A 13,693-nucleotide genomic window follows, 5' to 3' on the forward strand; every position below is an offset into this window, starting at 1 on the left:
TTACCCTATCAGGCTTTGTGTCAATTCCGCTTCCAGATAGGGAATGCCATTAATGCGCACAAAATCGGGACTGGTCACCACAAATTTCACTTTATGCGTCATGACACTGCCGCCTTTCGGATCAACGTCCAAAATGTCGCTGACAATCAGCTTGCAGCCGTAAGCCTCAACTTTGATTTCTTCGTTACCGGCCTTGGCATACCACATCAAATCGACGGGCTGAATACCCCGCCATGAACCCACCGCGCGCGCTTTAGCGGTCACCATCTCCAGATATTTGGTACTGAGTTCAATCTCCCCCTCTGCCGCCACATCACCGGAGATATAACCATCCGGTACGCCCTGTGTTTGGGCGGCGGCGGTGTTGTCCGTAATGGACAAATTGACCTTTTCCGCATGAACCAGATCCCCGTCCATATTAAAATCAACCGACTGGCCTGAAATACGTTTGCTCATGCGGTTTTCTCCAGACTACTATCCAGCAACAGACTCACCGAGATCCCTTTCGGACATTCGTAAGTACGAACAGTGATATAAATTTCCACCGTGTTTTTATTACGCCATGTAATCACCACGTCTTCATCTTTCGGGGATTTCACTTCCCCCGGAAAAGTCACGCCGTTAATTTCAGTACTGCGCGACATTTCACGCAAGGTACGGGCGAAGTATGCCTGATGCGTTGCGACACTGCCCGGCGTGCTGTTTAAGCTACGGTCGGCAATTTTAGCAATAGCCTGCAAGCGCACTCGACGCGCTACTTTATCGACAACCCGCAAGTTTTCGATACTCTGGTAGTCTCCGCCTTCTACGTCCAATGTGCGACCCTCTGACCAATACATGCCATCATAATCGGGATACCACATCGGCACACTGAAACGCAGTTTTTCCAATGCCTGCAAGGTTGCCAGATCAATCGGCTGACCTGTGCCATCTTTTGGAAAATCGGTTGAACCCAACTCCATCAACGCCCCGGTTTGTACCCGTGCGGGACTGTCCGCCACGGTGACAGTGTGGTTACATAAACGCCCTGCCAATACACCCGCCTCATTGCCCCACAGACACGGCACCAGTTGCACCGATGCCACAGCTTCGCCCTTTTGTAGCTCTGCCAGGCGGGTGACATAATCCGCCCAAGTCTCTTTTACCTGTGTGCCATCAACCGTCAGAATGGCCCACTGCCAGCGACCAAATTTAGCCATCGTGTTGGCTCGCAAGGTTTGCGCAGCTTTAATGATGGCTTTGGTTGCACCGACCGTCAGCGCATAGCCCTCAATACTGGCTATACGCTGCGCCGACGTCACCGCCTCAACAAACGCCAATTCATCCGCCGATTCCGGCAACACATGAACATAGCCAGACCAGTTTTGCCCCGCATTTGCCATTGCGGCCAGTACGTGACGTTTCAGGGCGGCTTGTGCCGTTCCCAGTACAGAATCAAAGTCCGTCTGGGTATTAACCGCAATGGTTTTACCTACGTTGGTTTTTCCCGTTCCAACGAAAAGCAAGACTCGCTCAATTTCCCTTGTTTCGCCTTGCAGTTGATTAACTTGGTTAACCTGAACATGTGGCCACATAATTTAATCCCTTATCAATGCGCTTAACCCACACCGTATCCAATGCCTTGCAACTGGCGAGCCAGCGCTTGACTGAATTCTTCATCATTGATACCTAAGAACTTACGGGCAGGAACTTCAATCGTCCATGAACGTTTAACCGTCCCACCGCTCAGTTCGCGGATCAATACCCCTGCCTGAATAAATTTTATATTGGCGGTAATGTCCTTTATCGAGGGCTTACGCCAGCGTTTACCCTTCTTAACTTGATAACCCAAATCCCGCAGTTTTTTCGCCTGCTTAATGGTTGCTATGCGCTCACGATCAACGCGCTTTTGCACTTGCCGCCGACTGACCTGAATACGCATCCCGTTTTGCTGTGCATACCCCACAACACCCGCAGGAACCTGTCGTTTTCCATTCCGGTAATGCCCGCCTTGCAGGTAAATGCGCACGGCGTTATTTTCCGGCATTTCCCGAATATGCAAGAGCTTCGGCATGTTCCTGAGCATCTTCTTGCGCCACGGGCTTTTTCTGGCCGTCCATCTCCCGCCATCCGGTGATTGCTGATTGCGCACATTGCGTTTTGCCGCCTGGATCACCCCATATTTCGCAATCCGCCATAACAGGCGCTGGCGCTTTTTTGGAGGTAGCTCAAGGCCACTCAGTGCGTTTTGCAGTGCCTTAAGCTGATTTCGGTTTAACTGCCCATGCATCATTATTGGCTTTGTCCAACGGGTGCGCCTGACTCATTCACACCATGCACAACCCCCTTTTCAGCAAACCAGATTTCAGTATCAGCCAGCCTCCAGCGCTTACTCTCAAAGGGGACGATGCCGTTTTTATCTTCACGCATGACAACAGGCTCTGACAGTGACAACGACACTACAACTACAGCGGTTTCCTCATCCACTTCAACGGTCATCGCTGGCCGTTCCGGCTCCAGATTGACATCCCCTAACTCATTGCCCTGCTCAGTCAGCCACACATCTATTAACAATGGGACATATCGCGGATCAAACTCTCGGTATGGGAAACGCCCCCAGGCAATCACCGCCTCATACTGCTGGATAAACATCTGGTATTGCCCCAGACCTAAATCCCGTTGCGCAGGAATAAAACGAATTTCATCCATTTCACTGGTAAATTCTATCTTACAGAGACGCTCTGGCAGGTTTTCCCGCAAAAATGCCGTTAAATGATGTAATTTGCTCATATCATGCGTACCGTTGTGCGACCGTATCCCTTCATATTGCGGATAACAAAAGCCGCTTCCGCTAATAAACGGGGACGTAGTTCAGAACTTTCTTGTGGCGGATGAGGGGCACGACTGACAATAGCTGTGTATTCTCCCAACAGATCCGCTTTTGCCCTGGCATAAACAGCCTTTTTATACTGACCCACTAACGCATTAACGCCATTGATAGCAATGCCTGGCACATTGGCCGCTTTCTGATAGCCTTTTGCCTGCAATCGGACTTTCAGACGCTGTAAGTCAAGATTGATTTCAGCGGCACTTGCCAGCAGTGCATGGGCTAACAGATCATTATCTAAGTCAGCCGGAATATTGCGGTTCACCTGAAATTCGCGCAGATTCAAATCCGGCCAAAAACCATCATTGATCAACGGTTCATCCCGATAATCGAGGGTGTTACCACTAAACATCTCGCCTCTCTCATCCATAAAAAAGCGGGCAGCCCGGTTTCCACGGCCATGAGCAATCCTTGCCATGCCTCCACCGCGCCCGCTCCGGCTTGCGGTAGTCATTGTTTATCGTGGTATCGCTATTAGGTTGTCAATGCCCGTAAACGGGCGGCAATCCGTTGCCGATAAGTTTTTACGCCTGCTTTCGGGTTGCACTGATGCGCTTTTGATAACCAGATATCCGCCTGCTCCAGCACATCCCACCTATCAACCGAACTCACCTTAATGTCGGCGTTATCCCCTTTCAGTAGGTTCAAGGCAGCAAATTTGTAGTATTTGGCCTTAATTTTTTCGTGTACTTTCCATTTACCCGTGACATTCTGAAATGTCCTTGAAAAATAGGGCTCAACACTATTCCCGGTGTCGGCTTCCACCTGTGCCCAGAGTAAAACCGTGTCGGCAACAAAGGCCGGAAAGCTACTGCGAAAATTGTCGGGGGTGAGCTGCCCTTGCTCAATGGCGATATCGGCCCAATCCAATCCTTTGGCAAAATCCCCAATATCAAATAACCAGATCACGCAGTAAGCAAAAATTGGGTTACGGTAAATTTCCCCCTCGGCTAAGTAGCGCTCCGCCGTAGGCAGATAGTTGGGCAACAATTCCCGCTTTTTCATCTCTACCCGTTCCGCCGTTAACGCCAACTGGCGTAACCGCTTAATATCCTGCTCAATGGCGCGGGCTTGCAGGTGCATACTCGCCCCCTCTGCAATCGCAACCGCTTGTTGCCGCGCCAGTTTCTGGCGAAGTTCAACCGCGGCCCGGTGTCGTTGAGCAGGCGACAGCACTATTCTGTATCCAGTTTTTCAGCAGGTTCAGCCACGGTACCGATAGTGACGGCACTTTCATCATAGGCGGCGTACAATTCCGGTGTTTCAATCGCGTAGCCCTCATTGCGCAGGTATTTATTTTCAAATTGTTTACGGTCATCCACAAATTCCGCCTTACGCTGGCGTGTATTACGCTGTGTCAGAATTTGCAAGTTAGGCAGCATGGTGACTGACATACGTTTACCCGGCATAAATGGCGGGATAATGGCCGGACGTCCAGCAATGGAACTCCCTAACATTTGCGCCGCGATTTTTTCAGTCGGTTTATTTGCTGCCTGATATAATCGATATTGTTCAGCCGCCACTAAATCAGCACCGACCAGTACCACCAAACGTGGATCATGCCTGAATTGCTGCGGAATACAGGCGTTAATCAGATCTGACGCCATCGCATCCAGTGAGGTAAAATCACCGCGCTCATCCAGTTTCACCGGTGCAGTAATCACCTGCTTGCCGTCATTCCATTCTTTGGCGATTTGATGCCAACCCCTGTTCACATCTTCACCATTCGGATTGGCTTCTGGGTCGGTGGTCTCCGCCACTCGCTGGCCGTTAAAACCAACCCGGATCATATCCAGTGCAAAAGATTCATGAGTGAATTCCTGCATACGTTGGAAAAACTCATTTTCTGAACCCGAGTTCGCCCAGACAGATAACAAATCCCAGGGCAAGGCGGTACCGGAATCGGTTTCAACTAAGCTGTATTTATTGCCGTCAACCCCCGTTTTACGCATAAAGCGGCCATCTTTTTTACGCCCGGTGAATAACCCTGGGTTGCCGACTGACACCACCTGGCCGGAAAGGTGATCCACATCCGCACAGGTGATCATGCTGAGAAATTCCACGGATTCCAACAATGCGCTGCGCAAGGCGGTTTCTTTTGGGTCAGTCAGCGAAAAGTAACGTGATGTGTCTTCAACCCCGTAGGATTCGGCTAACCCCGCCGCATATTTCTGCAAAAATGTCCGTGCCTGATGATTCAATTGCATAGCTCTTCCCTTTGCCTTTTTCCATCATGGAATTACAGAAATTTAAAAGGCTCGTTTTTGTCGCCTTTTGGGTTACGCGATGGTAAGCGGGTAGCAATACCGTCCAATTTGTTAAACTTTTTTAGAATATCGGGCAAACTGTCACGTAAACGCGCAAATGCTTCGGTATCGACAACCGCTTTCATTGTCTCGACATCTTCCTGAACGTCTGCAACTTCCTGCTCGGTCGATTCCTGCTTACCCTCAAGCGTGGTCATTCGCGCTTCTAAATCTGCTACAGCCTGGGCCAGCGCCTGCAACGCATCATCGCTTGATGGTTTTGATTCGATTTCTTCTGGCTCTTCAATGTTAAAAAAGCTTTTCCATCCTTTTTTGGCCTTTGTCATGCCGTTATCCTTAACGTGTTTAACCTCATCAATAACCAGTGGCTTATACGCACCGAATCGACGATGTTTGTTCCTTTTTTTAAATTGCAGACGCGTTGTGCCCACGCTGGCGGGTGAGTCAGTCACTGCCAGTCCTTCCAGATATGTTTTGCCGGTTCCGCGAAAATTGCCATCAGACGTAAGTTCAACAGAGGTAAACAGTAATTGTCCCTCTCGATTGGCCTGTAACAAATGATGATTGGGTCGCAGTTGCGCATATAAGCGTAAAACCCCGCCATCATCTCGCGCTGCTTTGACGGCTAACACTTCGCCCATTGCACCGAACCCACGTTCATGTTCCGGCCAAATGCGGGCAGTGTACAACTCTGGGTTATAGAGTTCGGCAGCCTCTAAAATCCATTGAGGTTCCATTACTCGGCCATCAACCGTGTCGCCCTCCGTGGCAATACATATCCAGTTAGTCATTAACTGAGACATATTTAATTCCTTCCATTTGAATCAAATACAGTATTGCGGATTCAATAAAATGCTGCGAATGGTTTAATTCTGATGAATTCGGATATAACGCCATAACCCATTCAGGCCGAAATTGAATGCGCGTCAGGATACATTTAGCCCGGCATAATATGATTGCTATGGCTAAATACTCCGATGAACTAATCAATGTCGCCCGTTCTTTATACCTACGGCGATATACTCCGGCAGAAATTGCCCGTGAATTAAATCTGCCGAATCGGCGGATCATTTACTATTGGGCGGAAAAATGGCATTGGGCAGATATGCTCAACCATGAAAGTGTTATCGAGGCCATTAACCGCCGAATTGCCGTGCTCAGTGAACGCAACAATAAAACCTCGCTGGAATTAGACGAACTCGACCGATTAATTGCACATCATATAAAACTGATGGCACAGGAAAATAAGCATAAAGAAAAGCTGGCCGAAATTAAGGCGCAAGAAAAATCAGGCGGTGATTATATCCCATTCAGTGAGGATGAACCCAAGAAAAAGAAACGCTATCGTAAAAATGATATTTCGACACTGACTAAAGAAGATTTTCAGCAGTTTGTCGATGAGACGCTTTTCGGCTATCAAAAACATTTACGCAATAATCTGGCAAAACAGATCAGAAATATTCTCAAAAGTCGGCAAATCGGTGCAACCTGGTATTTCGCCTTTGAGGCATTCGAAAATGCCGTATTAACGGGCAATCCTCAAATATTCTTATCCGCCTCAAAACCACAGGCAGAAGTTTTCCGCTCGTATATCGTTAATATCGCTGAACACTTCTTCGGTGTAACGCTGACAGGCAACCCTATTCGGCTCAGCAACGGTGCCGAACTGCGTTTTTTATCAACCAATAAAAACACGGCACAATCCTATTCCGGTCATTTGTATTGTGACGAATATTTTTGGGTACCTGATTTTAAACGCCTCAATGAAGTTGCCTCCGCAATGGCAACCCATGACAAATGGCGTACCACCTATTTTTCAACCCCCAGCGCCAAAACCCATCCCGCCTATCCATTTTGGATGGGTGACGAATGGCGCGGCAATGATCCCAAACGTAAGAACATTGAATTTCCCTCATTTGATGAATTACGTGATGGCGGTCGCGATTGCCCGGATGGTCAATGGCGTTACGTCATTACGCTGGAAGATGCCATTAAGGGCGGATTCAACCTGGCATCCATTGAAAAACTGCGGAACCGTTATAACCCAGACACATTTAACATGTTGTATCTGTGTATGTTTGTTGATAGTGGCGCATCTGTTTTCAAATATCACCAACTAGAAAAATGCGGCGCGGATATCCATCTCTGGGAAGACCATGATCCCAATGCACCGCGTCCTTTTGGGGATCGCGAAGTCTGGGGCGGTTTTGACCCGGCCCGTTCTGGCGATACTTCAACCTTTGTGATTATTGCCCCGCCCATGATGGCGCCCGAAGTTTTTCGGGTATTGGCAACGTTCTATTGGCAAGGCATGAACTGGAAACATCAGGCGAAACTGATTGAAGATCTCTTCAAGCGCTACAAATTTACCCATATCGGTATTGATACCACGGGGATTGGTCACGGTGTCTATGAAATGGTGCAGGACTTCGCCCCCCGGCAAGCCCACGCTATCCACTACAACCCGCAAAGCAAAAACCAACTGGTCATGAAAATGATTGATGTGGTCAGTGAGGAGCGTATCGAATGGGATGTGGAACAAAAAGAAATTCTGGCCTCATTTCTGGCTATTCGACACACCACGACGAAAAAAGGCGGCAGCATGACCTTTGTCGCTGACCGTTCGCGGGAAACCGGACACGCTGACGTCTTCTGGGCAATCGCTCATGCCCTGATGAATGAGCCGTTAAATTACGACAAGAAACGCACCTCTAAATACACATTTGCAAAGGCTGCATAATGAAGAAAAAGTTAAGGAAAACCCGCGCACATTCCCCACGTACAAACGGCCGTCAACGGCAAATGAGCTTAATCACGTTGGGCAAACCTGAACCGATACTCACCACCAGAACGGATTATCAAAATATCTGGTATGACAATGACTATGACCATTACACACTACCGATTGACCGTTTAGCCCTGGCACAACTGACCAACATGAACGGTCAACACGGCGGTGTACTCTATGCCCGTCACAATATGATTGCCTCGGATTATGTCGGTGGCGGACTGTCCCATGAACAATTCAAGTCAGCCGTGATTAATTTCCTGATTTTCGGTGATGTCGCCATTCTGAAAGTCCGTAACTTCTGGGGTGATGTGGTCGCACTGGCGGTCTTGCCTTCCCTATACCTACGTCGCCGTAAGGATAAATATTTTGTGGTCTTGCAAGAGGGTGAACCATTGGTTTTCTCACCGGAAGAGGTCATTTTCATTAAGCAGTATGACCCGCAACAGCAAGTTTACGGATTGCCGGATTATATTGGCGGTATTCATGCCGCACTGCTCAACTCTGAGGCCACCATTTTCCGCCGTCGTTATTACCACAATGGCGCCCACACTGGCGGTATCATTTACACCAATGACCCGAATATCTCTGATGAAACCGAAGAGGAAATTATCCAAAAATTACAACTCAGTAAAGGGATCGGGAATTTCGAAACTCTGTTTGTCAACATTCCCAACGGCGACTCTGACGGGATCAAATTTATTCCGGTGGGTGATATCTCAGCCAATGATGAATTTGCCAATGTGAAAAGTATCAGTTCACAAGATGTGCTGACCGCTCACCGATTCCCGGCGGGATTGGCTGGCATTATCCCGACCAATATCGGCGGGTTAGGTGATCCGGAAAAAGCCCGTGAGGTCTATCGTCAGGATGAAGTTATCCCCGTTCAAAATATGTTCACGAATGCGATAAATACCCATGATATCCCCGAAATATTACATATCCGTTTTAAACAAGATCGCGTAAGTTTGGGTGCAAAATGCGCAAAAAACAGGTAAAATTACCGAAAATGGATACTTTGGGAATGAGGAATATGCGCGTATTAAAAATTATCTGCCCTGAGTGCGGCGCTAAGGCGGTTATTCGCAAGACGAATCGGAAGCACCGTGAAATTGCTGATCTGTACTGCGCGTGTTCCAGTGTTGAATGTGGTTATACATTTGTTATGAATTTGACGTTTTCGCACACGCTAAGTCCCAGTGCAAAAACAGGTGATCAACTGTTGCAGACCGTGATTAACAACCTCAACCCGCAACAGCGTCAAATGGCATTGGATTTATTGCAAACTAGCGCTGCCTAATTCAAGCTTTGAGCCAAGCCACTATCTAGCTAGTGGCTTTTTTAACTCTCACCCCATTTTCATCAAATTGCTTAATTAATTGAGTAGTCAATTCTGAACACCAAATAAGAGCTTGATAACGCTCATCATTACTGCAACCTCTATTAGTAGCCAAGCGTAACAGCAAATCAACTCGTTCCAATGAAATTGACTCAGCAAAAAAATCTACCATCCTCTTAATCCCACAATACTGTATTTTTATACAGTATATATAAATATAATTAACAAGTGAAGTAATTATGTTATGAAATAGTGTGTTATGTGACTTCTATCGTTTCTGATTCCATTTTCTTCAACATGTTCAGATAATGGCCTTTTGGGTCACGAATAATTTCATTAGTATCAATCTGGATACCCAATTTTTCACTTAACCTACTCATTATCATTTTTGTTGTTTCAGTATGCGTTTTTTTAACTTTATGTAGATGACCGAACATAGATAAACAATAACGCTGTCCATCTATGGTCATACTCCCCCCCTCCAGTAACGAACGTGCCAGCACATCACTCATCGCCAAACTCTGTAATTTTGCCGATTCATGAACTCGCTGTATTTTTTCCTTCTCACTCATTTGATGCCAACCGTAATAGAATTCATCTAAATACAGATCACTTCCTTGACTAACCGTATTTCGTGCCTCCGTACAGTTATTGACAGAACTCCTAGGCGGTGCGGGCGCACCGCTAAAACCAGCCTCCGCTGACGCTTCGGCTAACTTCGGCACAATCTTCCAGCTCTTGAACCGGGTTAAGATAGGGGTATCCATCCCCACCAAGGGCGAAAAGACACCCTTGATGCGGATCACATCCTCACCGTGGGTGTTAGTTTCCGGTTGTGTTTCATACCACAGACGCGCTACCAAATCGTCACGACGCACAAACGGGCCACCCTGTGCATTGATATAGTTTGCCCAGTCGCCGTTATCCGCCGCATCATGCACAATAGCAAATTCAACGCTTAATCCCATCGCAGTATCATGGTCTGCCATGCGGCGTAATTCACGGTAAACCGTCACGGGTGCACCACCCACAAACTGAAACTGACGGATATGCCAACGCGCCGCCCACGTGCTCGCAGCCACAGCAGCTTCTTTCATGGGGCGATCGCTTTCATCATCCAGCTCATCGTCCATAGCGTAGCCATCAATGTTTTTAGAAATGTACTTCGCCACATAACCCGTTGCTGATCCTTTTTCGGGATCAATCTTCTCGGCATGAAACCGGGCTTTCAGGGCTTTTTCAGTCCGCAGTTCGTGGCGATCCTCCTGCAAGGCATACTCACGGATAATATCGCACACCTGATCCGCTTGGTCTGGCTGCATAAAAAACAGCATATGCCAATGAGGTGTACCATCGTGATGGGGTTCAGCCACCCGGATACCAAAGATACGCAAATTATTACGATGGAGTTTGGCTCTGATTTTTGCCCAAAGACCGCTTAAATATTGTTGTGTATCTGCCGGACTGCATCCGTTCCACTTACGGTTACGGTGTCCGTGTCGGGTTGTGGCGTGGTATTTAGAGGGCGCGGTCAGTGTGTAAAACTCAGCCACATAGCCCAGTTCATTACAGATATTTTCAAATCCCCGGATACGCACCATCATTTCGGTACGACGGATCGCCGGGTTCGCCACACTGCCATAATATTTATCAATCAGGCTGACGCGGTTGCCCTCTTCATCTTCCAGTTCCATCGACTTGATAAATTCTTTCGTGCGGTGCTTCTGCTCTTTCCACTCAGAAATAGCCGTTTTGCTGGCGTAGATACTGGTCTTTTTGCTGACGCGATTGATTGAAATCTGCAAATGCTCACGCCATTCCGCCGCCAGACGGCGCAACCGTCCCAACCACCATTTATCTGAGGTCATGCGAGAAATGGCGGCAATAGCCTCCGTCTCACCAAAGAAGCGACCAGTCAGCTTAGCCCAGTAAGGCGCATCTTGACGATAGGCTTTCGTGATCGCTGCCGCCCTCATATACAAGACATGCGCCCGTTTCAGCGCTCCTTCTTCTGGCCTCTCTTCGGCGGCTGTCTCCAGCTTCTGAAAAACAAACTGAGAAATATCATTTGCCAGTAACTCGATATCTTCCCGTGACATATCAGGAATGCGGTTAAACCGCGCCATATAAAGCGCATTATCCGCCTCGATTTCCTGAATCTGGTAACGCTCGGTCACCAAATTGACCCTAGGTAAGATGTGGTCGACGAATGTCTTAGACAAAAAAGCCTCGGCGCGTTGCGTCCCTTGCTCTTTTTCTAAAACATTAACCCGGTACTGAACATCCAAACGGACAACAAAAGGTTGCTTTTTTAATAACTGCTGAACGTAAGCACGTTCTTTGATCACCTTTGCAATCGTCCGGTGCTCTTCTTCTTTCTGGTACTGTTCAGCATAAGTCGGGAACGGTCTGACTATCGACTGGATAGGTTTATCCCAAGGCAAAGAAACGCACGCAGCCAGAACTGCGCTGTGTGGCATCTCTGGCTGGAATTTGCTGTATTGGCGGCGCATTGGTGATTGTGCGCCGTTGTTATGTTCTACCGTATTAGCTTGCATTCTTTCTCGGATTCTATATATGCACTAATGAATGTTTCTGCGACCGGCGCAACGATGGCATTTCCATAGGCGCGGAGTCGTCCCACTCGATTGGCAATCCCATTAGCCAGCGGGAATGTGCCGGATTCAACTGGCCTTTGCTTTCCATCCCGACAAGAGATCCAGTCAGCATTTCGCCAGCTATTCCCTGCTCTGTTGCATAAGTCAGTTTGTTGAACATCCGATTTCTGCCATCTTTTCGGATGACCGTTGAACCACTCCCCCGATGATCGCTTGCTTGTTGGCGTTGGCCACCCAATAAAGTCGCTGTCTGATGTGCGGAGCACCGACGCCCGCAGCGCAAATATCAACCGCTGCTGAGGCGTAATTCGCTCCCGCCAGGTCAGTTTGTACAAGTTCGAGCCAACCGAGGCCGTCTTTGCTCGCAACTTGTTCACCAAACACAATGTCAGGTCTGCATTGCTCAATGAGATGGAAGAATGCAGGCCATAAGTGCCGCTCGTCAGTAAACCCAGTTCCTTTGCCTGCCGTACTGAAAGGCTGACACGGGCAGGAACCTGTCCAGACTGGTTTATCGTCCGACCATCCCACACGCCGGAGGGCATAACTCCAGACTCCAATTCCAGCGAAAAAATGGCATTGTGTGTAATTACAGAGTTCATCAGGTTTAATATCCTCTATTGAACGCTCATCAACATCACCTGGCGCTATATGACCAGCAGCAATTAAATTTCTCAGCCATTGAGCTGCATAGGGATCAATTTCGTTGTAATACGTCATATTAAATTATGAACTGCATTGAGATTTTTAATGGTTTTACTCATGGCTATTATTCCCATACTGAAAAAAATCAACGGGATTAATTCTTTCAAATCGCAATAAGGCATGGGATGTTTTTTCGGGGTCATCGTGGATTAGGATTATTTTTGACAGAAGATTTCTACCCGTGAACCGATTATTGTCATAATCATATTCACGAATAATTAAAACATCGCCAACGGTATATTTCACATTCAGCCAGCCACCGACGATATTAAATGAGACAGCGACATCAAAAAATGAAGTTCCTATCCTAATGGTATAAAGTTTTTCCATATCACACATTCCGATAATGTTTCTGTTGCAATTCAAAACCAGTTTCAAATGTAATTCCATTCCTGCGCCTGGCGGTCGATGTTCTCAGATTCACTTTTCAAAAGCGCAGCACTGACGGCATATTCCATTTTGTTTTTCAAAACATGTGCGGACAACTTTTCTAAACGGGATGAATACCAATCAGCATAATGTTTACGCTCATCCTCCCGAACCTGCTTGATTAACTTTTCAATATTTGTATATTCCATTCTTTATTTCCTGTTTTAAGATAAAAAGAATCCCTGACGTGTTGACGCCAATAAAATTAAATCGGTAATTTTTATTATTTAATTCGGTAATGATAAGTTATTTGGCAATAATGCACTCGCGGCCTTGATAAGATTTATTGCTCGTATCAAATTAGTCATTTCTTCACTAGTTAATTCACTCAATGCCAGCTCATGCTTATCGGTTGGTATACGTGCTATGTAGAAAATGGCAGCTAACACGCGTTTATTATCCACATAGTTTTCGCTACGTTTATCTCTCATCTCATTAATAAAGACACTTAACTCTTTATTATCAGATTTGAAATATTGTGCCCTGACTTGAGCAACTTTATTTAATCCATTAACCCGCGTTTCAAAAGATATTGAGAATGCACGTTGTTCGCTTGATTCAAATTGATATTCCGTGTTCATATAAGCCTCATCGAATCAGGAACAGAATAAAATAAGCAAAAGCACATAGAACGATTGGATAGATAAACCTATCTTTTTGAGGTTTAAATGATTCACCAGT

At 47.1% G+C, this 13,693-nt stretch carries 16 protein-coding genes and 1 pseudogene; 3 read left to right on the plus strand and 14 right to left on the minus strand.

Going from position 1 to position 13,693, the window contains the following annotated elements:
* The 8 genes from LGZ98_RS01540 to LGZ98_RS01575 all read right to left on the minus strand — a co-directional run bounded on the left by LGZ98_RS01540 (position 1) and on the right by LGZ98_RS01575 (position 5,936).
* Positions 1-456 (minus strand): phage protein, encoded by a 456-nt coding sequence (locus tag LGZ98_RS01540; RefSeq protein WP_046975130.1) that lies wholly within the window; start codon positions 454-456, stop codon positions 1-3.
* Positions 453-1,577, minus strand: coding sequence for a DUF2586 domain-containing protein (locus tag LGZ98_RS01545; RefSeq protein ID WP_262977621.1), 1,125 nt, complete (start codon positions 1,575-1,577; stop codon positions 453-455). The genes LGZ98_RS01540 and LGZ98_RS01545 overlap by 4 nt, the downstream gene beginning before the upstream one ends.
* A 20-nt stretch (positions 1,578-1,597) precedes the next feature.
* Positions 1,598-2,275 (minus strand): phage virion morphogenesis family protein, encoded by a 678-nt coding sequence (locus tag LGZ98_RS01550; RefSeq protein ID WP_262977622.1) that lies wholly within the window; start codon positions 2,273-2,275, stop codon positions 1,598-1,600.
* Positions 2,272-2,769, minus strand: coding sequence for a phage tail protein (locus tag LGZ98_RS01555; protein WP_046975127.1), 498 nt, complete (start codon positions 2,767-2,769; stop codon positions 2,272-2,274). Before LGZ98_RS01555 ends, LGZ98_RS01550 begins: the two co-directional genes overlap by 4 nt.
* Positions 2,766-3,218, minus strand: a complete 453-nt coding sequence (locus LGZ98_RS01560; RefSeq protein ID WP_046976848.1) for a head completion/stabilization protein — start codon at positions 3,216-3,218, stop codon at positions 2,766-2,768. The genes LGZ98_RS01555 and LGZ98_RS01560 overlap by 4 nt, the downstream gene beginning before the upstream one ends.
* 122 nt (positions 3,219-3,340) lie before the next feature.
* The gene (gene gpM, locus LGZ98_RS01565) at positions 3,341-4,042 is read right to left on the minus strand and encodes a phage terminase small subunit (protein WP_262977600.1); all 702 of its coding nucleotides are present in this window, start codon (positions 4,040-4,042) and stop codon (positions 3,341-3,343) included.
* A complete protein-coding gene (locus LGZ98_RS01570; protein ID WP_262977601.1) occupies positions 4,042-5,073 on the minus strand; it encodes a phage major capsid protein, P2 family in 1,032 nt (343 codons plus the stop codon). The genes gpM and LGZ98_RS01570 overlap by 1 nt, the downstream gene beginning before the upstream one ends.
* 32 nt (positions 5,074-5,105) lie before the next feature.
* On the minus strand, positions 5,106-5,936 hold the full coding sequence (locus LGZ98_RS01575; RefSeq protein WP_113043682.1) for a GPO family capsid scaffolding protein: 831 nt from the start codon (positions 5,934-5,936) through the stop codon (positions 5,106-5,108).
* Between the two features lie 158 nt (positions 5,937-6,094).
* Between LGZ98_RS01575 and LGZ98_RS01580 the strand changes: the two genes are divergently transcribed.
* From LGZ98_RS01580 to LGZ98_RS01590, 3 genes are read left to right on the plus strand one after another with little or no spacing between them, the layout of a single operon-like run.
* On the plus strand, positions 6,095-7,873 hold the full coding sequence (locus tag LGZ98_RS01580) for a terminase large subunit domain-containing protein (RefSeq protein ID WP_113043700.1): 1,779 nt from the start codon (positions 6,095-6,097) through the stop codon (positions 7,871-7,873).
* Positions 7,873-8,919 (plus strand): phage portal protein, encoded by a 1,047-nt coding sequence (locus LGZ98_RS01585; RefSeq protein WP_262977602.1) that lies wholly within the window; start codon positions 7,873-7,875, stop codon positions 8,917-8,919. Before LGZ98_RS01580 ends, LGZ98_RS01585 begins: the two co-directional genes overlap by 1 nt.
* Complete coding sequence (locus LGZ98_RS01590; RefSeq protein ID WP_262977603.1) at positions 8,901-9,221, plus strand: Ogr/Delta-like zinc finger protein; 321 nt, start codon at positions 8,901-8,903, stop codon at positions 9,219-9,221. Before LGZ98_RS01585 ends, LGZ98_RS01590 begins: the two co-directional genes overlap by 19 nt.
* A gap of 25 nt (positions 9,222-9,246) precedes the next feature.
* On the opposite strand, the gene LGZ98_RS01595 is transcribed toward LGZ98_RS01590, so the two are convergent.
* From LGZ98_RS01595 to LGZ98_RS01620, 6 genes and pseudogenes are all read right to left on the minus strand, one after another.
* A complete protein-coding gene (locus LGZ98_RS01595; RefSeq protein WP_113041402.1) occupies positions 9,247-9,432 on the minus strand; it encodes a hypothetical protein in 186 nt (61 codons plus the stop codon).
* Between the two features lie 85 nt (positions 9,433-9,517).
* A complete protein-coding gene (locus LGZ98_RS01600; protein WP_240002818.1) occupies positions 9,518-11,740 on the minus strand; it encodes a replication endonuclease in 2,223 nt (740 codons plus the stop codon).
* Positions 11,741-11,799: 59 nt separating this feature from the next.
* Positions 11,800-12,598: pseudogene (locus LGZ98_RS01605) on the minus strand (DNA cytosine methyltransferase).
* Positions 12,599-12,634: 36 nt separating this feature from the next.
* On the minus strand, positions 12,635-12,913 hold the full coding sequence (locus LGZ98_RS01610; RefSeq protein ID WP_146748062.1) for a DUF3850 domain-containing protein: 279 nt from the start codon (positions 12,911-12,913) through the stop codon (positions 12,635-12,637).
* Positions 12,914-12,957: 44 nt separating this feature from the next.
* A complete protein-coding gene (locus tag LGZ98_RS01615; protein ID WP_113041404.1) occupies positions 12,958-13,161 on the minus strand; it encodes a DUF2732 family protein in 204 nt (67 codons plus the stop codon).
* A 78-nt stretch (positions 13,162-13,239) separates the two neighbouring features.
* Positions 13,240-13,593: a DUF5347 family protein gene (locus LGZ98_RS01620; protein WP_113041405.1), complete on the minus strand. Its 354-nt coding sequence runs from the start codon at positions 13,591-13,593 to the stop codon at positions 13,240-13,242.
* Positions 13,594-13,693: the final 100 nt, after the last annotated feature.

Source organism: Photorhabdus kayaii (assembly GCF_025384895.1).
GTDB lineage: Bacteria > Pseudomonadota > Gammaproteobacteria > Enterobacterales > Enterobacteriaceae > Photorhabdus > Photorhabdus kayaii.

Bases quoted from the DNA above. Each gene is read 5' to 3' on its own strand.
- LGZ98_RS01540 (WP_046975130.1), bottom strand. From the start codon at position 456: ATGAGCAAACGTATTTCAGGCCAGTCGGTTGATTTTAATATGGACGGG.
- LGZ98_RS01555 (WP_046975127.1), bottom strand. From the start codon at position 2,769: ATGAGCAAATTACATCATTTAACGGCATTTTTGCGGGAAAACCTGCCA.
- LGZ98_RS01560 (WP_046976848.1), bottom strand. From the start codon at position 3,218: ATGTTTAGTGGTAACACCCTCGATTATCGGGATGAACCGTTGATCAAT.
- LGZ98_RS01570 (WP_262977601.1), bottom strand. From the start codon at position 5,073: ATGCAATTGAATCATCAGGCACGGACATTTTTGCAGAAATATGCGGCG.
- LGZ98_RS01575 (WP_113043682.1), bottom strand. From the start codon at position 5,936: ATGTCTCAGTTAATGACTAACTGGATATGTATTGCCACGGAGGGCGAC.
- LGZ98_RS01580 (WP_113043700.1), top strand. From the start codon at position 6,095: ATGGCTAAATACTCCGATGAACTAATCAATGTCGCCCGTTCTTTATAC.
- LGZ98_RS01585 (WP_262977602.1), top strand. From the start codon at position 7,873: ATGAAGAAAAAGTTAAGGAAAACCCGCGCACATTCCCCACGTACAAAC.
- LGZ98_RS01590 (WP_262977603.1), top strand. From the start codon at position 8,901: ATGCGCAAAAAACAGGTAAAATTACCGAAAATGGATACTTTGGGAATG.
- LGZ98_RS01595 (WP_113041402.1), bottom strand. From the start codon at position 9,432: ATGGTAGATTTTTTTGCTGAGTCAATTTCATTGGAACGAGTTGATTTG.
- LGZ98_RS01600 (WP_240002818.1), bottom strand. From the start codon at position 11,740: ATGCCACACAGCGCAGTTCTGGCTGCGTGCGTTTCTTTGCCTTGGGAT.
- LGZ98_RS01610 (WP_146748062.1), bottom strand. From the start codon at position 12,913: ATGGAAAAACTTTATACCATTAGGATAGGAACTTCATTTTTTGATGTC.
- LGZ98_RS01615 (WP_113041404.1), bottom strand. From the start codon at position 13,161: ATGGAATATACAAATATTGAAAAGTTAATCAAGCAGGTTCGGGAGGAT.
- LGZ98_RS01620 (WP_113041405.1), bottom strand. From the start codon at position 13,593: ATGAACACGGAATATCAATTTGAATCAAGCGAACAACGTGCATTCTCA.